The sequence below is a fragment of the Halosaccharopolyspora lacisalsi genome, from assembly GCF_014137975.1.
GTDB lineage: Bacteria > Actinomycetota > Actinomycetes > Mycobacteriales > Pseudonocardiaceae > Halosaccharopolyspora > Halosaccharopolyspora lacisalsi.
In genome coordinates, this window is the sequence record NZ_JACGWZ010000007.1 from 323172 (window position 1) to 347882 (window position 24711).

At 67.2% G+C, this 24711-nt stretch carries 24 protein-coding genes; 12 read left to right on the top strand and 12 right to left on the bottom strand.

Translation table 11 applies throughout. From position 1 onward, the window contains the following. Nucleotides 1–99 precede the first annotated feature (99 nt). The 4 genes from FHX42_RS22600 to FHX42_RS22615 form a co-directional block, all read right to left on the bottom strand. On the bottom strand, nt 100–504 hold the full coding sequence (locus FHX42_RS22600; RefSeq protein WP_182546444.1) for a sterol carrier family protein: 405 nt from the start codon (nt 502–504) through the stop codon (nt 100–102). Between the two features lie 265 nt (nt 505–769). Beyond that, nucleotides 770–1534, bottom strand: a complete 765-nt coding sequence (locus FHX42_RS22605; protein ID WP_328796672.1) for a helix-turn-helix transcriptional regulator — start codon at nt 1532–1534, stop codon at nt 770–772. Between the two features lie 211 nt (nt 1535–1745). Further along, on the bottom strand, nt 1746–2954 hold the full coding sequence (locus tag FHX42_RS22610; protein ID WP_182546445.1) for a S8 family peptidase: 1209 nt from the start codon (nt 2952–2954) through the stop codon (nt 1746–1748). A gap of 226 nt (nt 2955–3180) precedes the next feature. Next, nucleotides 3181–3618 (bottom strand): PRC-barrel domain-containing protein, encoded by a 438-nt coding sequence (locus tag FHX42_RS22615; RefSeq protein ID WP_182546446.1) that lies wholly within the window; start codon nt 3616–3618, stop codon nt 3181–3183. A gap of 190 nt (nt 3619–3808) precedes the next feature. Here FHX42_RS22615 and FHX42_RS22620 point away from each other — a divergent pair, with 190 nt between their 5' ends. From FHX42_RS22620 to FHX42_RS22630, 3 genes are all read left to right on the top strand, one after another. Then, nucleotides 3809–4396, top strand: a complete 588-nt coding sequence (locus FHX42_RS22620; protein ID WP_182546447.1) for a type VII secretion system-associated protein — start codon at nt 3809–3811, stop codon at nt 4394–4396. Nucleotides 4397–4466: 70 nt separating this feature from the next. Next, a complete protein-coding gene (locus FHX42_RS22625; RefSeq protein WP_328796673.1) occupies nt 4467–6341 on the top strand; it encodes a glycoside hydrolase family 15 protein in 1875 nt (624 codons plus the stop codon). Beyond that, nucleotides 6338–7381: a glucose 1-dehydrogenase gene (locus FHX42_RS22630; RefSeq protein WP_182546448.1), complete on the top strand. Its 1044-nt coding sequence runs from the start codon at nt 6338–6340 to the stop codon at nt 7379–7381. Before FHX42_RS22625 ends, FHX42_RS22630 begins: the two co-directional genes overlap by 4 nt. A gap of 114 nt (nt 7382–7495) precedes the next feature. Here the strand turns inward: FHX42_RS22630 and FHX42_RS22635 are convergent, their stop codons facing one another. Next, nucleotides 7496–8608, bottom strand: coding sequence for an inositol-3-phosphate synthase (locus FHX42_RS22635; protein ID WP_182546449.1), 1113 nt, complete (start codon nt 8606–8608; stop codon nt 7496–7498). Between the two features lie 410 nt (nt 8609–9018). Here FHX42_RS22635 and FHX42_RS26840 point away from each other — a divergent pair, with 410 nt between their 5' ends. From FHX42_RS26840 to FHX42_RS22655, 4 genes are all read left to right on the top strand, one after another. Then, a complete protein-coding gene (locus tag FHX42_RS26840) occupies nt 9019–9423 on the top strand; it encodes a DUF5318 domain-containing protein (RefSeq protein WP_182546450.1) in 405 nt (134 codons plus the stop codon). A 101-nt stretch (nt 9424–9524) separates the two neighbouring features. Continuing rightward, the gene (locus FHX42_RS26845; protein ID WP_220480705.1) at nt 9525–12845 is read left to right on the top strand and encodes a transglycosylase domain-containing protein; all 3321 of its coding nucleotides are present in this window, start codon (nt 9525–9527) and stop codon (nt 12843–12845) included. Between the two features lie 193 nt (nt 12846–13038). Continuing rightward, on the top strand, nt 13039–14550 hold the full coding sequence (locus tag FHX42_RS22650) for a glycosyltransferase family 87 protein (RefSeq protein ID WP_182546543.1): 1512 nt from the start codon (nt 13039–13041) through the stop codon (nt 14548–14550). Between the two features lie 37 nt (nt 14551–14587). Continuing rightward, nucleotides 14588–15130 (top strand): hypothetical protein, encoded by a 543-nt coding sequence (locus FHX42_RS22655; RefSeq protein WP_182546451.1) that lies wholly within the window; start codon nt 14588–14590, stop codon nt 15128–15130. An 82-nt stretch (nt 15131–15212) separates the two neighbouring features. On the opposite strand, the gene FHX42_RS22660 is transcribed toward FHX42_RS22655, so the two are convergent. The 3 genes from FHX42_RS22660 to FHX42_RS22670 are packed head-to-tail and all read right to left on the bottom strand — an operon-like array spanning nt 15213 to nt 18713. After that, entirely contained in the window at nt 15213–15875 is a 663-nt protein-coding gene (locus tag FHX42_RS22660) for a hypothetical protein (protein ID WP_220480706.1), read from the bottom strand. Next, complete coding sequence (locus FHX42_RS22665; protein WP_182546452.1) at nt 15868–16326, bottom strand: hypothetical protein; 459 nt, start codon at nt 16324–16326, stop codon at nt 15868–15870. The genes FHX42_RS22660 and FHX42_RS22665 overlap by 8 nt, the downstream gene beginning before the upstream one ends. A 5-nt stretch (nt 16327–16331) precedes the next feature. Then, nucleotides 16332–18713: a glycoside hydrolase domain-containing protein gene (locus tag FHX42_RS22670; RefSeq protein WP_182546453.1), complete on the bottom strand. Its 2382-nt coding sequence runs from the start codon at nt 18711–18713 to the stop codon at nt 16332–16334. A 545-nt stretch (nt 18714–19258) separates the two neighbouring features. Between FHX42_RS22670 and FHX42_RS22675 the strand changes: the two genes are divergently transcribed. Further along, nucleotides 19259–19681: a DUF2690 domain-containing protein gene (locus FHX42_RS22675; RefSeq protein ID WP_182546454.1), complete on the top strand. Its 423-nt coding sequence runs from the start codon at nt 19259–19261 to the stop codon at nt 19679–19681. Nucleotides 19682–19772: 91 nt separating this feature from the next. Here the strand turns inward: FHX42_RS22675 and FHX42_RS22680 are convergent, their stop codons facing one another. The 4 genes from FHX42_RS22680 to FHX42_RS22695 all read right to left on the bottom strand — a co-directional run bounded on the left by FHX42_RS22680 (nt 19773) and on the right by FHX42_RS22695 (nt 23068). Continuing rightward, nucleotides 19773–21092 (bottom strand): glycosyltransferase family 87 protein, encoded by a 1320-nt coding sequence (locus FHX42_RS22680; RefSeq protein WP_182546545.1) that lies wholly within the window; start codon nt 21090–21092, stop codon nt 19773–19775. 91 nt (nt 21093–21183) lie between these two features. Then, nucleotides 21184–21942 (bottom strand): deoxyribonuclease IV, encoded by a 759-nt coding sequence (locus FHX42_RS22685; RefSeq protein WP_182546455.1) that lies wholly within the window; start codon nt 21940–21942, stop codon nt 21184–21186. Nucleotides 21943–22159: 217 nt separating this feature from the next. After that, the gene (locus FHX42_RS22690) at nt 22160–22540 is read right to left on the bottom strand and encodes a hypothetical protein (RefSeq protein ID WP_182546456.1); all 381 of its coding nucleotides are present in this window, start codon (nt 22538–22540) and stop codon (nt 22160–22162) included. Nucleotides 22541–22609: 69 nt separating this feature from the next. After that, nucleotides 22610–23068: a hypothetical protein gene (locus FHX42_RS22695; protein WP_182546457.1), complete on the bottom strand. Its 459-nt coding sequence runs from the start codon at nt 23066–23068 to the stop codon at nt 22610–22612. On the opposite strand from FHX42_RS22695, the gene FHX42_RS22700 reads away from it, so the two are divergent. The 4 genes from FHX42_RS22700 to rpsR all read left to right on the top strand — a co-directional run bounded on the left by FHX42_RS22700 (nt 23067) and on the right by rpsR (nt 24705). Continuing rightward, nucleotides 23067–23351, top strand: coding sequence for a hypothetical protein (locus tag FHX42_RS22700; RefSeq protein ID WP_182546458.1), 285 nt, complete (start codon nt 23067–23069; stop codon nt 23349–23351). The two genes, FHX42_RS22695 and FHX42_RS22700, sit on opposite strands and share 2 nt — an antisense overlap. Nucleotides 23352–23500: 149 nt before the next feature. Beyond that, entirely contained in the window at nt 23501–23872 is a 372-nt protein-coding gene (gene rpsF, locus FHX42_RS22705; protein WP_182546459.1) for a 30S ribosomal protein S6, read from the top strand. A 60-nt stretch (nt 23873–23932) separates the two neighbouring features. After that, the gene (locus FHX42_RS22710) at nt 23933–24406 is read left to right on the top strand and encodes a single-stranded DNA-binding protein (RefSeq protein ID WP_182546460.1); all 474 of its coding nucleotides are present in this window, start codon (nt 23933–23935) and stop codon (nt 24404–24406) included. A 59-nt stretch (nt 24407–24465) separates the two neighbouring features. Beyond that, entirely contained in the window at nt 24466–24705 is a 240-nt protein-coding gene (gene rpsR / locus FHX42_RS22715) for a 30S ribosomal protein S18 (RefSeq protein WP_182546461.1), read from the top strand. Nucleotides 24706–24711 lie beyond the last annotated feature (6 nt).

The window sequence follows — 24711 nt, forward strand, 5'->3', positions numbered from 1 at the left end:
AAACTCCCTGTCGAAAGACTGTTGTAACTGCAGTCGGAGTTACACCCCAGTATAACGTTCGGTCACCGTCCTCCCGCCCGCGACCAGGATGGACCACACTCAAACTTCGGAGGCGCCCCGACCGGACACGCGGAGTAACGGCAACCATCGTGCGAGATCAGCACGCGAGCCGGAGGCCTGGACATCGCCTCGCTCCAACGCCTGCTCCCACGTGAGGCCGCCCGTCGCCAGCGACAGCCAGGTGTACGAATCCGTCTCGACGACGTTCGGCGGGGTCCCCCTCGTGTGCTGCGGACCCGCCACGCACTGGACCGCGGCGAAAGGCGGTACGCGCACCTCCACGCTGTGTCCCGGTGCGAGCTGCTGCAGGGTACGCAGGCTCAGCCGTACGGCGGGCGCGAGCTCGCTGCGCGGGGGCCTCTCGGCCACGCCGTCCAGCCACGGCACCACGGTCTCGACGGCGTCGCGAAGCTCGTGCGGGTCCACACTGCGGCGGGAGGGCATGGCTCCACCCTACGAAGCGCGAGCGAGTCACCGGGAAGGTGCGCCGCCCCGCGCAGCGCACCCACCGTCAGACAAGCGGCGCCGACCGCTGCCCCACCGAGCGCGCAAGCCGACCAGCCGGGGGTTCTCGGCCGTCGCCTCGCGAGGACAGCGACCCGGGTCCGGAACACGTGGCGTATCGACTACTCGGTGTGTCGGGTCCCGGAGCGAGACGGCGACCGAGGTTCCCCACCCGCCCCGCTACGTGAGCCATGCCGAAAAATTCCTACAGCCAGCCGAGTTTGACTGCTTGCACCCCGGCCTGAAACCTGGTTTCCACGCCCAGCCGCGTGATCAGTTCGCGCACCCGCCGGTGGGCGGTGCGGGCGCTGAATCCCATGAGGCGACCGATGTTCTCGTCCGTGGAGCCCGAGGCCAGCAGCGACAGGATCCAGCGCTCCTCCTCCGACGGCGCCTCGGAGGAGATCGCACCGTGCGAGGTGAACGGGCCGGCGAACCGCCAGAGGTCGTCGAAGATCCGCACCAGTGCCGCCAACAACGCCGAGCTCCGCACCACCACGGCGCTCTCGACGGTGCGGGAAGTGGTGGTCAGCGGCAGCAGCGCCACCGCGTTGTCCACGAGAAGGAGTTTGGTGGGGGCGAGGTGGACGATCCGCGCCTGCTCCCCGAGCGAGACCAACCGGGAGGTCACCTCCAGCTGGGGTGGCCGGGCCAGCGCCGCGCGGTCGTAGAGCACCTGGTAGTCCACCCCCTCGGAAAGTTTGAGGCACTCCAGTGAGTCCAACGACTCGGTGGCGGCGTACGGCGGCTTGACCACTCCCCGCACCGTTTCCGAGGCGTCCCGCTGCAGCCGGTACGCGGCCCAGCCGACCCGTCTGGCCCCCCGGACGACCTGGATCACTCCGTCGCTCGACCGGGCCTGGGTCACCGAGGCCACGAATTCCCGTGCGGGATCTCCCGCCCCGGGATCCGCCGTCTCGTCCGACGAATGCTGCGATGGTCGTGACGTTTCGGTGAATCCGGACAGCACCGCGCACCTCTCACTGCCGTGCCCTCCCCGAACGGGCGAGCACTCGATACCCCCTCGGTGGGAACGTAACCAATCCGAGACCACGGGAGAAACCCACTTTCGCGGGATCCCGGCCCGGCGTTTCCCGGGGCTGCCGGAGCCGACGCGGGCGAAAACACCGCTGGCCCTCCCTCGTCTCAGCCGAGGAAGGGCCAGCCGGGCATGATTCGATTCACAGGGCCGGAACCCGCAACAGATCCGATTCGGTCCCGGGGGGAGCGTTGCCGATCACGTCCTGCGTGGCGCCGTTCTCCAGGGCCCGCACCGTCTCGGCCGGCTCGGCGCCCGAGTGGGACTGCAGGTACAGAGCTGCCGCGCCGGCCACGTGCGGACTGGCCATCGAGGTGCCGCTGTAGACCTGCGTACCGCCACCGGGCACGGTGGAACTGATGCCCACGCCGGGGGCGTAGCCCTCGACCTCCCCGCCGAAGTTGGTGAACTCCGCCGACCGGTCCTCGGGCCCCGATGCGGCGGTGGTGAACACGCCCCGCGCGCTGGCCGGGGAGAAGTCCGCGGCGTCCTTGCCCGCGTTCCCGGCGGCCACGGACAGGAACACACCGCTGTCGACCAGCGAACTGGCGGCCTCGTTCAGCGCCGGATCCTTGGCTCCCCCCAGTGACATGTTCGCCACCGAGGGCCCCTGGGCGTGCCGGGCCACCCAGTCCATGCCCTCGATGATGTCGGCGGTGGTGCCGCTGCCGTCGTCGCCGAGGACCTTCACGCCCACCAGCTCGGCCCGCTTGGCCACGCCGTAGGTCTCACTCCCGATCGTGCCCGCCACGTGAGTGCCGTGACCCATGCGGTCGATGCCGTCACCACCGGTGGCGTCGTACCCGACCGAGGCTCGTCCCCCGAACTCGGGATGCTTCGGCGCGATCCCGGTGTCGAGGACGTAGGCGGTCACTCCCGCACCGGTGTCGCGGGGCCGGTACCGACCGTCCAGCGGCAGTCCCGGCTGGTCGAGCCGGTCCAGCCCCCACGCCTGCGTGTCGGGCGCGCTGGAGGGACGCGGCGGCTCCAGCTGGACTCGGTAGCTCTCGGAGACCCCCTCCACCGAGTCCGCGGCCCGCACTCTGCGTAACTGTTCGGGGGCGAGCTCGGCGGAGAATCCGTTGAGGGTCGAGGTGTAGAGGTGCTCGGTGGGCACGCCCAGGTCGCGAGCGATCTCGCGTGGGGACGTGCCGTCGGTGAGGTTGACGACGTAGGTCCTCGACCCGGCCGACTGCGGAGTGGCTTGCTCCCGCGAATCGCCCGAATGCTGGGTGTGCAGCGTCAACGGAGCCAGTTCCGGCACTTCGACGGCTCCGGCCACCGGGGTCACGGCCACCATGAGCGCAGTCGCGGCCACCCCCGCTCCACAGCCGTGGGAAAGTGTTTTCATCCGTCCCCTCCTGCGGGCTCGTCACGGCGTGACCGTGACGAGACTTGATCGCTTCCGGGACGGAATGTAATGGCCGTCCTCACTCTTTCGAATGAGTTGGCGAGTTGTCGCCACCTGAGGTGTCACATGAGGGACATATGATCCACGGCCCGTGCACGGTCGGCGGCTCGCCCATGCGACAGGAGCCACTCGACGTGGGACGAGCCAGCAGGAACGAGAAGAACTTCTAGGACGCCGCGATCCAGCGGCGTAGTCGTGACCTCACCGCGTCGACGTACTCCGGCGCGGGATCGGACTCCGCGGCGGAGTCGGACTCCGCGGCAGGGGTGATGTCGGCCGGCCTGATCCCGTACTCCAACCCGTAGTGCAGGTACAGCTCCCGCTCCCGCTCCGGCGGAAGATTCCCCTGCTCCAGCGGAACCTGCGGTGCGTGCCGCACGGCCTCCCGGGACACGGCCACGGTCACCGTGTCGCCGTCGAACGCCGCGCCCTCCAGCGGAACGAAGCTCTCGTTCGTTCCGAACAGGCCGGTCTGCACCGTGACCCACGCCGGCTGCTCGGTGACGTCGTCGAGGAAGAGCTCCCCGATGATGCCGATCCGCTGGCCCACGGGGTCGAAGACCTCACATCCGAACAGCCGCAGCGCCTCTCGTTGCCCGATCACGAGCGATCGCCTCCCACCCACCTAGCGCACTGGCCTCGCCCAGTTTGCCCTGTCACACCTTCACGAGCATCGTGCGAGGCATCGGGCACGCGGCACGGGCCTCGTCGTCGAGACCGATCCGCCGACTCGCCCAGCGGACTGGCATTCTCGGGGGAGTACGCCGATGCCAACGGGGACGGAGTCTCCTTTCATGTCGCAAGAACCGGAACAACGTCCCGGCCCGCCGATCACCGAGGAGATGCGGGAACAGGCCAGGCAGACCCCGGACAGCTGGCTCTACATCGTCGACCCGGGCTACCAGTCCTCGGGGGACGACGTGCCGCCGGAGGGCGTCGTCGGCGCCTACCGGATCGACTCCGAGGGCGAGATCGACGAGGACTTCCACCACAACGACGAGTACCAGCCCTCGGAACAGTCCATGCCGGTACCGGAGCCGACCAACGAGCTGGAGCAGGTGCTCAACAACATCGCCACCGGTGAGGCCCCGGACACGGACCTCCCCCCCGCGGTGCTGGCTTCCGAGGTCCTGCTCTACGCCACGGAGTCCGAGGAGGACGACTCGGTCTACGCCGCCGAGATGACCGACGGCAGCCAGCTGGTGCCCGCCTGCACCTCGTCGGCCCGCGTGCCGGAGGGCTGGCCCGCCTACCGCGTCGTACCGGGCAACGCCCTACCGGAACTGCTCAACGGGCTCGACCTCGGCATCAACCTCGACGACGCCGTCCGCGCGGTGATCCCGCACGACGTGCTCGTCGAGGCCGCCGCCTCCAAGGACTGATCACGGACTCTGCCGCCGCACCGGGCGCACCTGGTGGTCGGTGCGCGGCACAGTCCCTAACCTCGGTGGTGTGACCGATCAAGAACGCAGCCTCCCCAGCCCGATCGAGGACTACGCACTCCTGTCCGATATGCGCACCGCCGCCCTGGTCGGCAAGGACGGTTCGATCGACTGGCTGTGTCTGCCCCGGTTCGACTCGCCCTCGTGCTTCACCCGCCTGCTCGGCGACGACCACGACGGCCACTGGCGAATCGCCCCCACCACCGAGGTGACCCGCACCGAACGCGCCTACCGGGGCGACTCGCTGGTGCTGGACACCGACTTCCACACCGACGACGGCGTCGTGCGGGTGACCGACAGCATGCCGCCGCACGAGAAGAACGTCGAGGACCAGCCCTGCCTGGTGCGGGTGCTCGAAGGGGTCTCCGGCGAGGTCCGGGTACGGGTGCGCTGGGTGGTGCGCTTCGCCTACGGCCACTCGATGCCCTGGGTGCGCCACGTCCGCGAAACCACCCCGGTGCTCGACGAGTACCTGCTGGCCCTGGCCGGACCGCACACCGTGGTGCTGCGCGGTGACGAGCTGCCCCGGCGCAAGGACGACGAACGGGCCCACGAGGTGGTGCTCACCGTCCGCGAGGGCGAGCGGTTCACCTGGGTGCTGCAGTGGTCCCCGGACTTCGACGACCTGCCACCCCCGATGGACCCCGTGCAGGAGACCCAGGACAGCGAGGACTTCTGGAGCGAGTGGTCCGGCAAGATCTGCTACCGGGGTCCGCACCGCGAGGCGGTGCACCGCTCCCTGGCGACCCTCAAGGCCCTGACCTACGGTCCCACCGGCGGTATGGTCGCCGCCCCCACCACCTCGCTGCCCGAGGTTCTCGGAGGCAGCCGCAACTGGGACTACCGCTACTGCTGGCTGCGCGACGCGACGCTGGTGCTGCTGGCCCTGTACAACTTCGGCTGCACCGACGAGGCCCTGGCGTGGCGCCACTGGCTGGGCCGCGCGGTGGCCGGCGACCCGGCCGACGTGCAGATCATGTACGGCGTCAACGGGGAGCGGCACCTGCTGGAGTGGGAACCGGACTGGCTGGACGGGTACCAGGGCGCCACCCCGGTCCGCGTCGGCAACGCCGCCTTCCGGCAGCGCCAGCTCGACATCTACGGCGAGGTCATGGACGCGCTGCACCTGGCCCGCGAGCGGGGGGTCACCGAGACCCAGGCTTCCTGGTCGATGCAGCGCGGAATGCTCAAGCACCTGGAAACCATCTGGCAGCAACCGGACAAGGGCCTCTGGGAGGTCCGCGGCCCGGACCGCTTCTTCACCCACTCGCGGGTGATGGTGTGGGTGGCCTTCGACCGGGCCGTGAAGGCCGTGGAGGAGGACGGACTACCCGGCCCCGTCGAGCGCTGGCGCGAGATCAGGGACACCGTGCACGCCGAGGTGCTGATCAAGGGCTGGAACGAGGACATGGGCGCGTTCACCCAGTACTACGGCAGCACCGGTCTCGACGCGGCCACGCTGCTGATCCCGACGCTGGGATTCCTGCCCGGCAACGACGAGCGCGTGCGCTCCACCGTGCGCGCTGTGCAGCGACAGTTGCAGCACGGGGTGCTCGTCGACCGCTACACCACCAGCCCCGAGACCAACTCGGTCGACGGGATGGCCGGGCGCGAGGGCTCCTTCCTGGCGTGCTCGTTCTGGATGGTCGACGCGCTGGCGCTGTGCGGGTACCGCGAGGAGGCCGAGCGGATGTTCACCGACCTCGTCGAGCTGTCCAACGACGTCGGCCTCTACTCCGAGGAGTACGACCTGGCCAACGGGCGCTTCACGGGCAACTTCCCCCAGGCCTTCAGCCATCTGGGACTGGTCAACTCGGCGGCCGTCCTCTACGGCGGGCACACTCGGGAGGAGCCGAGCCGCCGCGACGGAAGGAGACAGGTGTGAGGGCCGCGACGGTGTTTCCCGGCAAGCCCGAGTCGAGCAGGGTCGACGAACTGGCCGAACCCGCCCCACGCCCCGGGGAGCTGTTGGTGGAGGGCCTGCTGGCCGGGGTGTGCGGTACCGACACCGCCGTCACCGAGAACGGGCACGGCAGCCTGCCACCGGGTCGGGAGCGCATGGTGCTGTTCCACGAGTCCGTGGGCCGCGTCCGGCAGGCACCGGCGGACAGCGGCTTCGCCGAGGGCGACCACGTGGTGGGAATCGTTCGTCGTCCGGACCCGCGCCCGTGCGGCGCGTGCGCGGCCGGGGACTGGGACTTCTGCCTCAACGGCGAGTACACCGAGCGCGGTATCAAGGAGCTGGACGGATTCGGCTCCCAGCTGTGGACCATCGAACCGGATTTCGCCGTCCGGTCCACTCCGTCGCTGGGTGAGCTGGCCGTGCTGACCGAACCCACCTCGATCGTGGCCAAGGCGTGGGAGCAGGTCGAGCTGATCGGCAGGCGGACCCACTTCGAGCCGTACAACGTGCTGGTCACCGGTGCCGGACCGGTCGGACTGCTGGCAGCGCTGCTGGGCAAGCGGCGGGGGCTGGACGTGCACGTGCTGGACAAGGTCACCAGCGGCCCCAAACCCGAACTCGTCCGCGATCTCGGCGCCGAGTACCACACGTCCCTGGACGAGCTGGGCTTCCGCCCGAACCTGGTGATCGAGGCGACCGGATCCGGCACCGTCGTGTTCGACGTGCTGCGGCGCACCGCCCGCAACGCGATCACCGTGCTGACCGGGATCTCCGGGCAGGAACGCACCCTGCCCGTGCCGGCGGGGGCGATCAACGACGAGCTGGTCCTGGACAACGACGTGGTCGTGGGCAGCGTCAACGCCAACCTGCGGCACTACCGGCAGGCCGTGCGGGCACTGGACGAGGCCGACCACGACTGGCTGCACCGGATGATCAGCCGTCGCGTTCCGCTGACGCGCTGGACCGACGCGCTCGAACAGCGAGCCGACGACGTGAAGATCGTCGTCGATCTCCAGGACTGAGCCCGGCCCGAAGCCGGGCGGTTTCGCGCGAAACCGGCGAAATCCGGCTCCGCGCGAAACCGCCCTCGGCTCTTCGTCGCGGGGTGGTCGCACCCGGTGCGACCACCCCGCGACTCAGCGCTCCGAGTCGCCGGCGATGAAGTCCTCGACGGCCTGGTAGGCATCGGAGTCGGAGGACTGCTCCGGCGGGGACTTCATGAAGTACGCCGACGGCGCCGACACCGGCCCGCCGATACCGCGGTCGGTGGCGATCTTGGCCGCGCGGATCGCGTCGATGATGATGCCCGCCGAGTTCGGCGAGTCCCACACCTCCAGCTTGTACTCCAGGTTCAGCGGCACGTCGCCGAACGCGCGCCCCTCCAGCCTGATGTAGGCCCACTTGCGGTCGTCCAGCCACGGCACGTAGTCGGAGGGTCCGATGTGCACGTTGCGCTTGTCGAGGTCGCGATCCACCTGCGACGTCACCGACTGCGTCTTGGAGGTCTTCTTCGTCTCCAGCCGCTCCGGCTCCTTCATGTTCAGGAAGTCCATGTTGCCGCCGACGTTGAGCTGCATGGTGCGGTCCACGTACACACCGCGGTCCTCGAACAGCTTCGCCAGCACGCGGTGCGTGATCGTGGCCCCGATCTGCGACTTGATGTCGTCGCCGATGATCGGAACCCCGGCGTCGGTGAACTTGCGCGCCCACTCCGGGTCCGAGGCGATGAACACCGGCAGTGCGTTGACGAAGGCCACACCGGCGTCGATGGCGGCCTGCGCGTAGAACCTGTCGGCGTCCTCCGAGCCCACGGGCAGGTAGGACACCAGCACGTCGGCCTCGGTCTCGCGCAGTGCGGCGACCACGTCGACCGGCTCGTCGTCGGACTCGTCGATGGTGTCGCCGTAGTACTGCCCGAGCCCGTCGAGGGTGTGCCCGCGTCGCACGGTCACTCCCAGCGGCGGAACATCGGTGATCTTGATGGTGTTGTTCTCACTGGCGACCACGGCCTCCGACAGGTCCCGCCCGACCTTCTTGGCGTCCACGTCGAAGGCGGCGACGAACTCGAGATCGCGCACGTGGTACCCGCCGAAGTCCACGTGCATCAGCCCCGGCACGCGGGTGGCGGGATCCGTGTCGGCGTAATACTGCACGCCCTGTACCAGCGACGCGGCGCAGTTACCGACGCCGACTACCGCAACTCGCACCGCACCGCGTGCGGCACCTTCATCGCGACGATCTCCGCCCATAGCCGCGGGCCTCCTTCTCGGTCATGCTTCGTGTGTGTTGTCCCACCCGGGATCCGTTCTCGCCGAGCAGCTTCGAACGGCACGCTCCGGCCCGTCCGCGACGATGCGTCGACGACGCGTTGGAGCCCCGCTCCCGAAACACCGAACGCGATTCGCCCCGACGTTGTTCCTCTGGCTCCCGCGAAAAACTCGGCGGTACCGCGAAAAACTCGGCGGAGTACCGCCACGAGTACGCGCACCACCGGCCGGGTCCGACGAGGCATTATATCCCCCCACCCCGTCGCGCCCTGGTCACAGCATCCGATGTGGCGAGCGAGACACCGTCTTGCATTGCGCCGGGCGGGTGCTCCGAGCACGGTACGGGGTCCTGGGATGGGGAGGTCTGGCGTAAGGCACGTAAGCTGGGGGACGTGCGGACCCAACGGCAGGTGGTGGACTACGCGTTGCGGCGACGGTCGCTGCTCGCGCAGTTGCACGCCGGCCAAGTCGGGGTGGATGAGGTCTGCGATGCCGGCCCGTACCTGCTACAGGCCGCCAAGTTTCATGGTGTGCCCAGCGACGTGATCTGTCCGGTCTGCCGCAAGGAGCGGCTGACCGAGGTCTCCTGGGTCTTCGGCGACGAGCTCAAGCACGCTTCGAACTCCGCCAGGGGACCCGAGGAGCTCGCACGCATGGACACCATGTTCAAGGAGTTCAACGTTTTCGTCGTCGAGGTGTGCCGCACATGTAGCTGGAACCACTTGGTGCTGTCGTACGTCCTGGGAACCGGCGGATCCGATGGCCGCCGCTACGGACGTAGGACCGCGGCAGAGTGAATCCGGTTGGTCCCGGCGCACCGCACACGCCCCGGCAACGGCCGGTCGACGTGAAAGCACAGCACGGCGTCGCAACGATGCCTGTCCTGGAGGCCTAACTCGTGAACGACGAGCGAGACGACCGGGCCGAGAGTCGCCACTCACGGCAACCTCCGCCCACGAACCGGGAACCCGGTCGCCCCGGCGAGCGTGGCACGCCCCCACCGAATCAGCAATCGCCGCAGCAGCCGCCGCAGCGCCCGGATCAAGGTCCACCGGGGCAGCAGCGGCCCCCGCAGCAGTCCGGGAGAGCCGCGTGGCCGGAAGAGGAGGAGCGCGGCACCTCGGGACCTCCCCAGGGGCAGCCTCCCCCGGGACAACCCCCTCAAGGACAACCGCCCGGGGGGCGTCCGGAACAACAGGGCTGGCCGACGACGGACCCGCAGTCCCGGGCACGGGGCGAGCCGCCGCGCTCCGGTCCGCAGGACCGTCGTGGCGCCCCGAACGTCGATCCGAACCAGGAGACGGCCCAGCACCCGCAGGTCCCTTCCGAAGGTCACCGTGGCAGCGGCGCACCGTCACCCGACGAAACCGCGGACGACTCCTCCCCCATCGCGAATCGCCTCAGTGGTGGGGCGGTCGGCAATCACGCCGACCAGCCCACGCAGGCTCCCCGATCGGCGCAGGGCCCTCCGCCGGGGCAAGCCCCCCCACCAGGGCAGGGCCCCCCGCCGGGGCAGCAACCGCCGCACGGCCGCAACCAGCCGCCACCACCGGGTGGACAACCCCCGCGTCCCCCGGGTGACCAGCCGACACGGCAGCCCCCGCAGGGACCACCTCCGCCACCTCCCGGCCAACAGCCGACGCGGCAGTCGGCTTCCCCGCAGCACCCGGGCGAACGGCCGACGGAGAACCTGCCTCCCACCGACTCCGAACCACCCACCAGGCACCAGGCCGCCGGTGGAGCGGCAGCGGCCGGTGCGGCCGGTGGAGCGGCAGCGGCCGGAGGTGGCCCGGCACGTGATCCCGGCCTGATCACCCACCGCTCCGAGCAGGGCGGCTACAACTACTACTCCAACGACGAGCACGACGAGGGTTACGAGGACGAGGACTACTTCGACGACGACTACGGTGACGACGACTATGGCGACGACGACTACGGCGACCCGGACGACGAGATGAACGCCGCCCAGGCCAAGAAGGCGCGGCGCAGGAAGATCTGGCGCCGGGTACGCCGCACCTGCTACGGGGCGGCGGCCCTGATGTTCATCGTCCCGACCGTGATGTTCGTGGTCCTGTACTACAACCTGGAGAACAAGCCTCCGGCGAAGGTGCAGCGCGAGTACAACACCAGCCTCGTCGTCAAGTACGCCGACGGGTCGCTGCTCAACAAGTTCAGCAGTAGCGACAGCGGACACAGCCGGGTGCTCATCAAGGACCTCGACGAGGTCTCCGGTGACATGAAGCACGCCACGATGGCCGCCGAGTCCGCGGACTTCTACAGCAACCCGGGATTCTCCCCCACGGGCATCGCCCGTGCCGTGCTGAACCAGCTCACCGGTGGGCAGGGCGGTGGCTCGACCATCACCCAGCAGTACATCAAGCTCAGCACCGGCAACGACGATCACACGATGTGGCGCAAGTTCACCGAGGTCGTCCGCGCCTTCAAGCTGACCAACAACTACGACAAGAACACGATCTTCAAGGCCTACCTCAACACCGCCTACTACGGCCGCGGCGCCTACGGCATCCACAACGCCGCCGACGCGTACTTCGGCAAGACGCCGAAGCAGCTCAACGCGGCCGAGTCCGCGGTATTGGCGGGCATGGTGCAGCTGCCCAGGGGCAACGATCCCCGGGTCAACCCCGAGCAGGCCCAGCACCGCTGGGAGTACGTCATCGGTCAGATGGCCGACAACGGCTGGATCCGCAAGAACGAGGAAAAGACCCTCGAGATGCCGAAGACCAAGCCCCGCATGGCCTGGCGCGGCGAGGGGGTCACGGGAGCGCAGCTGCACATCAAGCAGCAGGTGACGGCCGAGCTGGAGAAGAAGGGCTACCCGTACGGCACGCTGACCAGCCAGGGCTACCAGGTGGTCACCACCATCGACCCGCAGGCGCAGCGCAAGGCGGTAGCCGCGGTCGACAAGGTGACCAAGGGCCAACCGGAGAATCTGGACACAGCACTGGTGGCCACCGACCCGAAGACCGGGGCGGTCAGGGCGTACTACGGCGGCGGCGGCGTCGGTACCGACTGGGCCGCCGCACCCCAGCAACCGGGTTCCTCGTTCAAGCCGTTCGTGACCATGGCCGGTCTGCAGCAGAACAAGGGCATCGGCAGGACCTACGACGGATCGGAACCGCAGACGATCGGGGGCACCAAGTACGTCAACGCCGAAGGCGTCGATTGCAAGCGCCCGAAGCAGTGCGGGGTCCGGGAGGCCACCACCAAGTCGGTCAACACCGTGTTCGTGAACATGGCCATGCAGTTCGGTCCGGACAAGGTCGCCGAGGCCGCCCACGAGGCGGGAATTCCGCGTGAGCGGGGTGGGAAGTCGACCTTGGTGGGCCAGGATGGCGTCCCCCATCTCGGCATCGCCCTGGGTCAGTATCGGGCGACCACCACCAACATGTCCAACGCCTACGGTGCCCTCGCCGACGGGATGAGGACCAAGTCCCACTTCGTCGCCAAGATCGTCGACAGCAACGGCAAGATCATCGAGGACTTCACCGGCAGCGGGCAGGAACCGGCCTTCGCCTCCAGCAAGGAGGAGAGCAGGAATCTGGCGGCCAACGTCACCGCCTCCATGCTCAACGTGGCCGACCACGCCGAGATCGGCGTGGCCAACGACAAGCGCCCCGTCGCCTCCAAGACCGGCACGCACCAGAACGGCGATACCGGGCACAACCTCACGGCGTGGATGGTCGGCTACACCCCGCAGATCTCCACCGCCGTGTCGATGAGTGCCAACAGCAAGAACGGGCAGGAATCGTTGCTGGACAGCAAGGGCAGCGACGTCTTCGGGTCGGAGCTTCCCGGCCACATCTGGCAGGAGTTCATGACCAGCTACCTACAGGGCAAATCCGTCAAGCAGTTCCCGAATCCCGACCCGGTCGGACAGTGGCGGACCCCGCCCCCGACCCCCACGGAGAAGCCCACGTCGTCGACGAAGCCACCGCCGACGACCACGAAGCCACCGCCGACGACCACGATGCCGCCGACCTCGAGCAGCGATCCGTCCGCTTCGGAGTCCTCGGATCCCTCCGCCTCCCGCACGGAGCCCACCGAGGAGTGCAGCATCTGGAACCCCGACTGCCAGGAGGGCTCCGGAAGCGGAAGCGATTCGAACGACGGCGACTCGAACTCCGATTCGGACAACAGCACCGATACGGACGGCAGGCAGAACGCCGTCGGATCGACCGGACGCCCCGAAGGGGGCTGATCCGGGCACCGGTGGCGACCTCCTTCCGGGAAGGTCGCCACCGGACCCGGCCGTAGCCGGAACCGCCGCACCCACGCCGTAAAATTCGATCGTGTCCACGTCGCCGGAACCACCCGAACACGAGTCGCGAACGGGCACCGCTGAACGGGTCTCGGCGGCCGTCGACCGCGCCTCGCTCGGTCCCGCCGAACGCATGGCGCCCACGTGGACCGAACCCCTGGCACAGCGGCTGAGCCGTCCCTTCGGCGGGAGACTCGGCCGTCACGCCCAGGTCGGACGCCAGTGGTTCTGGACCCCGCTGCGCGTGATCCTGCTCCTGGCGGTGCTCACCCTGGCCGCGGGCTGGCTGCTCAAGGCGCCGTGCCTGCAGACCCACGAAACCTCGCAGGGTTTCCGCATCAACTGGGAGCACAGCCGCCAGTACACGGCGATGTGCTACACCGACGTCATTCCCCGCTACGGGATGGGCGATCTCGCCCCCGACGGGGTCTTCCCGTACAAGACGTCGTGGGTGGAGAACGCGGGCACTCCGCGGGAGCAGAACCACTACATGGAGTACCCGGTCCTGACGGGACTGTTCCAGTGGGTCAACGCCAAGATCACCGACGGGTGGCTGACGCTGGCGAAGGCGGGATGGTTGCCGGGGGGAGCTGGTGTCGTCGTCTACTTCGACATCACGGCTTTCTGGCTCGCCGCCGCGTGGCTGGCCACCATCTGGGCGCTGACGCGCCTGTGCCGAGTACGACTGTGGGACGCCGCGCTGGCGGCCGTGTCACCGCTGGTCTTCATGCACGCCTTCACCAACTTCGACGCGCTGACCATCGCCTTCGCCACCACCGGGCTCCTGGCGTGGGCCAGGCGCAGACCCGTGCTCGCGGGGGTGCTGATCGGGCTCGGAGGCGCCGCCAAGCTCTACCCGCTGTTCCTGCTCGGCCCGCTGCTCGTGCTGTGCCTGAGATCCGGCCGAATGCGCGAGGGCACGCGCGCCCTGCTGGGCGCGGCCGGCGCATGGCTGGTGGTCAACCTGCCGATCGTGCTGCTGTACCCGCGCGGCTGGTGGGAGTTCTTCCGGGTCAACAGCGAACGTCCGGCCGATCCGGACTCGCTGTACAACGTGGTGTCCTCCTTCACCGGATGGGCCGGGTTCGACGGCCCGCTCGGGCCGGGCGAGGCACCGACCGTGCTCAACTCCGTGAGTCTCGCCCTGTTCCTGCTCGGGTGCGTCGCCGTCGGTTGGCTCGCGCTGGCCGCACCGGTCAAACCCAGACTGGCGCAGCTGTGCTTCCTCCTCGTCGCGGCGTTCCTGCTGACGAACAAGGTGTGGAGTCCGCAGTACTCGCTGTGGCTGGTGCCGCTGGCCGTGCTCGCCCTTCCACGATGGCGGCTGCTGCTGGTGTGGATGATCGTCGACGCGTCCATCTGGGCGCCGCGCATGTACTACTACCTCGGCACGGCCGACAAGGGCCTGCCGGAGGAGTGGTTCCTCGGCGCCGTCGTCGTCCGCGACGCCGTGGTCGTGGCCCTGTGCGTGCTGAACGTGCGGGAGATCCTGGACCCGGCCCGCGACAAGGTGCGCACCACGCCCGGCGGCGACCCGCACGGCGGTTTCCTCGACGACGCACCCGACCGCATCGGGCTCCCCGGCCTCGCCCGTTGGGGGGAAACCCCCACCGCACAGCGGGCGAAAGTCCCGGCGGCACCGTAGCTTCACCGAGGACGGCACCGATTCTCGGGAGGCAGTAATGGGTTTTCGTCGCAGCGCGGTGGTCCTCGCCACGGCAGCGGCCGCACTGGTGTCCGCCCCGGCCGCCGGGGCGGCTCCACCGATGAGTGTCGAGCTGGGACATGTGCACTGCAACGACCTCTCCTGGCTGAAGCCGATGGTGCCGATGCTGGACGACCAGGTCGACGAGAAGCTCGACGAGGTCGCCAACATCCCGGTCACCATCCGCGGAACCGAGAACGGGGACAATGCACCGTTCACCATCACCGCCGACGGCGACCGCAAGGCCAAGGGCTCCGTCGGCCCCGGCGGAGTCGTGATCAACGGCATCTCGGTGCCCGACCACGGTGACGTCCGCATCGAGGTCCGCTCCCACGGCACCGTGTTGCTGGACCGCACCGTCACCGTGTCCTGCCACGACGAGCAGAAACCACCGGAGAAGCGCCCCGCCCCGGACACCCGGCCGATCGAGCGGCCACCTCAGCCGAACGAGCAGCCGTGGTGGCCCTTCGGGGGCGATTCGGGCTCGATCACCGACCTGCTTCCGCCCTTCCTGCGCTGATTCGGGGAGCGGTCCGGCGCGACCGCCCCCTGGCGCGCCGGACCGTTGCGAGCGGGGTTCTTCGTTCAGGTGCCAGCGGACCTCAGTCGGTGCCCGCACCCCGGCCCGGAGACCTGTTCCACTGTCGGATCTTGTCGGCGACCTCGCGCAGATGCTCGCTGCCGGGGGCGACGTCGATCTGGAAGTGCCCCGCCTTGGGCGTCTTCTCCTTTCCGCCCCACCGGACGACCCCCTCGCAGTCGGCGAGGATGTCGCGAACGGTGACGAGCTGTCCGGGGAACAACGCCTCTCCGACACCGGCCGGGTACTCCCCCGGACGGACGGCGATCGCGGTACCGGACAAGTAGTTGCTCTCGTACGGAGCCGCTATCGTCCGGGAAGTGCTGTGCCCGACGACGTCGCCGTCTTCCAGCTCCTCGACCTCGTAGTGGAAACGCCGCGCGACGTGCAGCAGCACGACGGCCGCGTCGCCGGCCAGCACCGTCACCGAGGCGTTGCTGCCCTCGATGACGTGCCCGGCCGTCGGGCTGGCTCGTATCCGCGCCCGGTCATCGATCACCGGCCAACCGTTCGCACTCCTGCCGCCGGTCCAGGTCCCGGGCTCGGACTCGGCGGCGGGCCTCGACGCCGCGTGGGCCACGCTGTCCAACCCGGAAGTCCACAGCGCCGCGCCACCGGCCACACCGGCTCCGACGGCCAACAGCCGTCTTCGCGACAACGACCGCGCGGGGACGGACTCACTCACCAGAACCACTCTCCTTCTTCGTCGGAACCCGAGAACCCCTCAGGCGGAAGTACACAGCAGCGACCACGCACACGACCGCGGCGGCGAGGAACGTGTACAGCAGCGGATTGATATAGGGGGCCACCAAATCAAAGGACATGCCGTCCCGCCACACGCACACGGTTTTCGGCGGAAACAATCGACTGTCCACTCGTGCAAGATCCGACGGGCCGTGCCCACCGGCCCGCGGCGATGACGCGCACTCCTCCCCCATGTCGGGCACGCCGAGCCCCTGAAAAAACCCCCAGCTGAATACCAGGTGCGCAAGGCAGGTAAAAACGACCGCACCCTGAACCAGAACCTTGACCGAGTTTTTCAGAGAGTGTCCCCGAGCAACCAGCACGTAAACGAGTGTCATGACGAGCAGCCCGAGCGATAACAGCGGGGACACCAGCAGAACGAGAAAAAGCATTCTGCTCAGTCTACCTTGCCTGCTGACTTCAGACGCAACAAGCGAGCGTTTTCCTGCCCCACAAGCTGCTGGATAGTGTCAGCATAGCCCTTGATGAACGGATCGAGCTTGTAGCCGGGAAGATCCGCCGGAAGTATGACCTTCCAGCCTCCCGATTTCTCGATCGCCGCTATCCGTATACCCTCGAGCTTCAGGTCGACAGCTCCTTGGAGCATGTCGCTCGCCGTTTTTACCGTGTTTCCGACCGTACCTCCGTAGCGATCGTCATAAAAACTCCTGAAGCGGCTGAGGTGCCCGGTTCCGCCAATGTGATCTTGAATCGCGTCGACGATGTTCTTTCCATCGCGAACAGCCATACCGACGAGATACCCGTCGACATCCTCGATCAGGTCGCTAAAAGGAAAGGACGAAGTCTTGTTGATCTTCGCGAGACGGTCCATGCAGAACTTGTATCCGGAGGCGTACTCATCACCGTTGGCGCGCCAGTCTCCGTAGAAGCTACACAGGTCACCACCCCAGCCACCGAAGTCACCTCTGTTGGCCTCCGTACCCTCCCCACGTCCCTTGAGGTACACGGCGTTGGCCGTGGCGCCGAAGTGGTCGATGTTGATACTCACGCCGTAGGAGGGATCGGTGAATTTCGTAACACGTCGCGGGACATTTTTGTCCACATAGTCAATCCATGCTGTGTCGACGTTTCCGATAAGACTTTGCCAGCCGCTGGTAAAACCATTGTATCTCGGATACCGGAGATACTCCATGACGCGCAGGCTGGGGTCACCGCTGCCGTAGGAGCGCGCGGTGCTGTACAAATCACTGATGTACTGCAGGTACGTGTCCAGCGGTGAATTCTCGTTGTTCACCGAAGCGGAACCTGCATCGGTTCCATACCTATGAATATTCTTGTCGATCTCGATCGCACCTTCCCCGGACCCGACCGTCAGTGTCTGAATCTGATTGAAGGCCCAGTTATCCGGTAGCGGAAATCCGAGATTTCCGGAAAACCCGTAGGACATACCCGCCACGAACGAGTAGCGCGCGTATGCCTCGTTGGACACACGGGAGCACACGTTGCGCGAACCGTAGACACCGGCGATGTACTTCTTGTTCTGCGAAGACAGGGCTGCCTGCACACCGAAGAAGTACGGGAGAATGTAGTCGTCGATCTGAGGGTCCGTGGCATCGTAGTCGACAGCGAAGTAGATGACCGTGCCACGATTGAACCCGTAGTGGTCGGCACGCGCATGAGCCTGAAGACCGTGTTGATAACCTTTGCTGTAGGTGAAATAGTCGACCTCCCTTCCATAGTACTGCGAAATCGGGAAGACACGTAGTCCATGGTCGAATATGGTCTGCAACTCTCCGGGCCTGATCTCCTTATCCAGATTGCTACCGTCCACGTTGTCCAAGTATCGACCGATTACCAGGTATCCCGCATCGTGCAGTGTTCGGGCACGCGCTGGTGTGACAGGGGTGCTGCAGTCGGCTGCACTCCCCGGGCGATCGGGATTACCCGTCGACACCAGGAGTTGACACCAGGTGTTGTAGTCACCGTTACCATTCCTGACGAGCATGGAGAATCTCTGAAAGGCTTCCACGTACGTGGTGAGAGCCGAATCGAAGACTTCCTTGAACGTGGTGTGGTAGCTGCTTTCCTCCCCGGCTTCGTGGTTGTTGACCGTACCGTTGAAGACACAGGCCGCACTGAAGAGCTGTACGAATACACCGGAATCACCTTCGGCGACGGGATGATCTTTCAGGCCCGCCTTCGTCTGGGGTCCGAAGTTTCCGTTGACCTGCCAGTCGGGAATACCGAACTCGTACTGGAGCGCCTTCATCAGCGCTTTCTGGACGTCTCGCGAGAAGTGCCCGTCGCAGGGGGCGACGAAGAAGTTCTGCCGATCGATGTACCTACCGTTGAGCCACTGCTGGATCTCACGAATCTTCTCGGATCCTCCGGACAGGAGCACATAGGAATCCATCGTTAACAGCGCTTTGAAGACCTTGGGCTGCACCATCGTGTTGGTACCGTCCAGCCCGGCTTGTACCTTCATGGAGATGATGGCGTTTCGCGTGTTGCTATGGTAGTTACCATCGACCGGACCACCCCAGTAGCCCTTGCAGAAGCAAGCGTGCTGGACGATCCTGACGATGTTCTCGTTCGCCTCACCCGGGCCGATGTCCCCGTGATCCCGAAGATGTCCCAGCGTTGAGGGGCCGAAGTTGTCCGACAGCGCGGTAATACCCAGCTCGTGCTGCAGCGCACGAGTGAGCGAGTACATGACACCCCACCCGGTTGTCCCGTCCTCCGGGCATCTTTCGTACCCCGGAACATCGCCGTAGGTGGAGTTGACCCACTTCTGCGCCGCGAGAACCTTCTCGTCCACGGTTCTTCTCCCATCAAATAAATCGTTCCCCGCCCCCGTGGAACGAGGAACCACACAAAACGGTCGTAGGCCTCACGAGCAGCATGCTCGAAAAATTCGTATCAGTAGGGACGGCCCACCTGCCGGAGCACCGGAATACCGCCTACACGTCATTATTTAATTATCGAATAATTATACTGTATTAACACGCGAAAATCAAAGTGACGTAAAGCACTTATCTAACTACTACAGAAAGAGCAGCGCACTGACCCCGATGCGGCGAACGATACTCAAAGGTTACAAAAAAGCAACCGTTATATACGACTTCCCAGCACCGAGAGGGATCCTCATACCACTGTCGATGCATATGCGTCACGGAAGTCTGGAAATTCAGCGGTATGCCTTTTGTCACCTTGCTCGACCGTGTTTACTGCTTTACTCTTTCAATTCGACCCGTTGAGTGACGGAACCGAAAAAACTCGTGAGGAGAAACGATGAGGAACAGAAGTTTAGCGACCAGGAAAGGTTTGTTATCTTCGGCAAAAGCAGTCACGACAATCGTTGCCATGCTTTTCCTGCAGCTCGTCGCCGCCCAGCCGGCGCAGGCTGCGGGATGCTACGACGGGACGTGCACCGGCAAGGATCCCGAAGCCATGGGCTGCGCCGCCGACGCCGTGACTGTAGATCGGCTGGTGAACGAGAGCGCGATCTTCGAGCTGCGGTACTCGGCGGCGTGCCACGCGAACTGGGGGCGCTACGTCAACGGAGGAGCAGGATCTCCTACCCAGACCAACCTGGACGGTGTTCCCCCGGAACCGCACTACCCTCCTTATACTTTTGACATCTACACATATTGGGCAGGGGGCAGCAAGCAGCACCCCTTCTGGACCCCGATGGGCGCCGGGCGTGACGCCACACGCGTCTGCGGCAGGTACAAAGACGGCGCCGTCCATGGATGGAACACCTGGTACTGCACGGAATACCACTGACATAACCGACACTCGGCAGTCGAAGTCGGTATCGGGACCCGAACTTTCGGAGCAGGTCCCTCCTACCGCAGCCGACGACGAGCCACACCGGTCACTCCGGCCGCCCGCCGATCAGGGGGCGCCGGGGTGCTTCCTCGTCGTCGTCCACGGGGGAGCGAGCAGCGAGGAAGGCGACGAACAGGCCGACCAGCAGCGCCGCCCGTCCCCACACGCCGAGCACGACCGCCTGAGCGGCGAAACTGCTGTGGATCCCGTTGGACGCACCGATCATGTTCAGATACAGCCACCGGAAGATCCCGATCCCCATCACCGCGTCGGCGACGAGATAGGCCACCACCCATCCCCAGCGCACAGACACCAGCACGAAGAAGGGCAGCAGCCACAGCACGTACTGCGGTGAATGCACCTTGTGCAGCAGCAGGAACCCGCACAACATCGCCGCGCTCACCTGGATCCACGGGAACGTCCCCGTCCGCTCCCGGCGCCGCCAGCCCAGCCAGCACGCCAGCGCGAACGAGGCGAGTATCAGCAACGGTGAGACCAGCCCGACGACGTCCTGGAACGCCGGTGAGCCGTGGTACGGCAGGAATCCCCAGTACCAGATCGAGTTCGTGCTCAGATCCACCCGCCGCTGGGACTGGTACTGGAACGAGGCCAGCCAGCCTTCGAAGCCGGCCAGCACGAACGGCAGGTTCACCACCACGACCGTGGCCACGGCCGCACCGGCCACCCGCAGGGCACCGCGAACGTCGAGCCGAGACACCCCTTCGGCGCCGCCGCACCCCCCGGTGAGCACGTACAGGGCCAGCGGCAGCACGAAGATCCCCGGGTAGATCTTGAAGGCGAACCCGATTCCCAGCAGGACGGCGCCGAGAGTCGCCCGTCTTCGCAACGACGCGCCACCACGATGCACCACGAACACGGCGGCCACCGCGCACGCGACCGCGGCCAGGTCCCAGTTGTGGAAGGCGTAGAACACCAGGGGCGGACTCAACGCCCACAACAACGCCCGCCACCCGCTCAACCGACCCAACCACCACGCAGTGACCAACCCGAACGGCGCCAGCAACAACGCGGACGCGGCCAGAAAACCGGCGTCGGTGTCGACGAACATCGCACCGAGCCACATCAGCATCCCCGTCAGCACCGGATACTCCACGACGCCGCCGTAGAGCGAGCCGTCCTCGGTGATGCCGCCGTGCACGTACGGGAACACGTGCCGGTCGACGTCCCGTCCGATCCACAGCTTCTGGATGTCGGAGTAGCAGACCAGCCCGTAGGAGCGTTCCTGGAAGGACGGCTCCGAGCGCCCCCACTCGTCGAACCCCGGGCCGGTGCAGCGCGCCTTGTTCGCGTACCCCAGCACCATCGTCAGGCCGGTGAGCAGGCACAACAACGCCAACCCCAGCATGGTCAACCTGCGCCCGGCCCGACCCGGCGTGGCGGACTCCCGCGTTCCCCCGATGATCCGGCCTCCCGACTTCCCGCTGCCGGTCACTCGATCATCCCCGCAGGAACGCGATGTCGGCGGCCTGTCCCCGGCCGGGGGTCTCGACCACGACCGGAGCGTTCGCGCCGGCGCACACGGCGCGCAACACCTCCGGGTCGATGTTCCCGGAACCGATGTTGGCGTGCCGGTCCCGCCACGACCCGAACCCGTCGCGGGAATCGTTGAGATGCACCAGATCGATCCGGCCCGTGATCGCCCGCACCCTGTCCACGATGTCGGCGAGGTCCTCGCCCGCCGCGTAAGCATGGCAGGTGTCCAGGCAGAACCCGGCCCCGAACGCTCCGACGGCGTCCCACAGCCGGGCGATGTCATCCAGACTGCGAGTCATCGCGTTCGCACCACCGGCCGTGTTCTCGATCAGCACCGGCACCTCGAAACCGCCGTCGGCCTCCTTGCGCTCGAACAGCTTGCGCCAGTTCGCGACCCCCTCGGCCGGGTCGTCGTCCTTCGTGACGTGTCCGCCGTGCACCACCACACCGCGGGCACCGACCTCCGCCGCCGCCCGTACCTGCTGGTCGACCGCCTTGCGCGAGGGGATCCTGATCCGGTTGTTCAACGAGGCCACGTTGATCCGGTACGGCGCGTGCACGAACACCGCGACCTCGGAGTCGCGCAGACGTTCCGCCTGTGGATGCGGCTGCGGAGTCTTCCACCCCTGCGGGTCGGACAGGAAGAACTGCACCACCTCGGCGCCGCACTCGCCGGCGGCACCGAGGGGATCGTCATCGCGGACATGAGCGCCGATGGGCATGCCCCGAGCGTAAAGCAAGCGCGTTCGGGAGGGGCCCGCACACAGTCGTGCACTTTCCGTGAGGAGGGTGCCTCCGTCAGAGTGAGTGGCGTCACTCTTCGGGTGTTCGTGCGTTGATCCGGACACGAACACCTGATCCTGAGTGGTGCCACTCTCGTCGAACCGGCTGAGGAGCGCGACGGATGAACCGACACGGCAGCGGACGCGACCGAACGAGTCACCCCCGTGCACTGCGACGGGCCGCGAGCACGGGAGTCGCCGGAGCCGTGGTCGCCGCGAGCGGGGTCCTCGGCGTGGGTGCGGCGACGGCAACCGAGCCGGTCGTGATCGACACGTGCACCGGTGAGGTCCCCAGCAGCGCGTTCGGCCAACCGATCGTGGTGGCTCCCGAAGTCCTCGAGGCCGAAGTCGAACAGGCCGCGCTCAAGGTGTTCCCGTCCCGAGCCGAGCTCGCCGACGAGATTCGTCGGGAGTTCCTGACCACCGAGGCCGTCTCGCTGGGCACCGTCGCCGAGGAGGACCGGTCCTTCTCCGGGGCCGAACTGTCGGACGCCCTGGCCCCTCGGATCTCCGAGCTGTCCACGGCCGAGGAACGCACCGAAGCGCTCCGCTCCCACGTGCGCGAACTGGCGGTGCGCGAATGCCGCGGCGGTGCCGACGTCACCGGTCACGAGAAATCGACACCGGAGCCGGAACCGACGTCGGAGCCCGCACCGACGTCCGATCCAACGCCTTCGCCAACATCCGAACCCGCACCAACCTCGTCGCCGTCGCCAACGTCGTCGGAACCCGCACCAACCTCGAAGCCGTCGCCAACATCCGAACCCGGGCCGACCTCGTCGCCGTCGCCAACATCCGAACCCGCACCGACGTCCGAACCCGGGCCGACATCGTCACCGTCGCCAACGTCGTCGGAACCCGCACCAACCTCGAAGCCGACACCGACCTCGTCGTCGGCACCAACATCATCGTCGACGCCGAAGCCCGGACCAGCGGTGAAGCCGACCGATCCCGCACCGAACCCGAGGCCGAGTCCGTCTCGCGCGAAACCGTCCGAATCTCCGAGCAGCGCATCGAGCCCGACCACCCTCGATGCGGACGCTTCCTCCGCGCCCGCCGAACGCATGGTGCCGCCGGACTACGCCGCCATGCCCGGGACGCTGCCACCGTGGTCGCGCACGCCCTTCGGCGCGGCCCCCGACCAGCGACCGAAGGTCGGCGACCGGCTCGAACGGCCCGAGGAGAAGCCCGCCGAAAAACAGCGGGAGCAGGTGCGGGCCGTGGGCAGCGCCGAAGCCTTGCCCACCGGGGCGAGCGACCGGGTGGCCGTACCGGTGCTGATCGCCGTGGTCACCCTGGCGGCAGCCACCGCGGGACTGGTGCGCAGCTGGGTCCTCCACCGGAGCTGAGGGGAGTCCCTCCGGACCGGCCGGAGGTTCCCGCCCCACGCCACAGCAGGTCGCGGCCGACTTGCTAGCCTGAACCGGTCCGTCAACGCGACGGCCCTCCTGCCGCGGAGAGTCCGCGGCCGCGAGTCCACAGGAGGTGTGTGGTCTTCATGCGTCATTACGAGCTCATGGTCATCCTCGACCCGAGCCAGGACGAGCGCAACGTCGCTTCGTCCTTGGAAAACTTCCTCAAGGTCATCCGCAACGACGGTGGCAGCATCGAGAAGGTCGACGTCTGGGGACGTCGCCGCCTCGCCTACGAGATCAACAAGCAGACCGAGGGCGTCTACGTCGTCGTCGACGTCAACAGCGAGTCCGCTTCCATGCAGGAGCTGGACCGTCAGCTCAACCTCAACGAGATGGTGCTGCGCACCAAGGTCCTGCGGCACGTCGCGCAGCCCCGCAAGGAAGCCCGCCTCGCCCGCGCGAACGCCAAGTCCGGCGGCAAGACCGCCCCCAGCGAGGCCACCGCGTCCGCCTGATCGCTTCTCAGCGATCGACGGCGCCCCTAGCCGCACCAAGAAGACTGGAGCCCGCAGGCGATGGCTGGTGAGACCGTAATCACGGTGGTCGGCAACCTGACCGCCGATCCGGAACTGCGCTTCACCCCTTCGGGAGCAGCGGTGGCGAACTTCACGGTCGCCTCCACTCCCCGGACCTTCGACCGCCAGAGCGGCGAGTGGAAGGACCAGGAAGCGCTGTTCCTGCGCTGCAACATCTGGCGACAGGCCGCCGAGAACGTGGCCGAAACGCTTACCCGCGGTATGCGCGTGGTCGTGCAGGGGCGCTTGCGCCAGCGTTCCTTCGAGACGAAGGAGGGCGAGAAGCGCACCGTCGTCGAGATGGAGGTCGACGAGGTCGGCCCGAGTCTGAAGTACGCGACGGCGAAGGTGAACAAGGTCAGTCGCGGCGGCGGGGGCCAGACGGGCGGCGATTCCGCGCCGTCCAATGACCCGTGGGGCTCGGCTCCGCCCGCCGGTTCCGGCGGCGGGTTCAGCGACGAGCCGCCCTTCTGAGCAGCGGCCCGACGGCCCTACCCCCAGACGAAGTTTTCGCTCGCTTAAGGAGCTAGCACATGGCCAAGGCGCCCGTGCGCAAGCCGAAGAAGAAGGTCTGCGCTTTCTGCAAGGACAAGGCTGCGCTGAGCATCGATTTCAAGGACACCACGCTGCTGCGCAAGTACATCTCCGACCGGGGCAAGATCCGTGCCCGGCGCGTGACCGGCAACTGCAGCCAGCACCAGCGTGACGTCGCCACCGCGGTGAAGAACGCCCGCGAGATGGCGCTGCTGCCCTACACCTCGACCGCCCGCTGACCGACC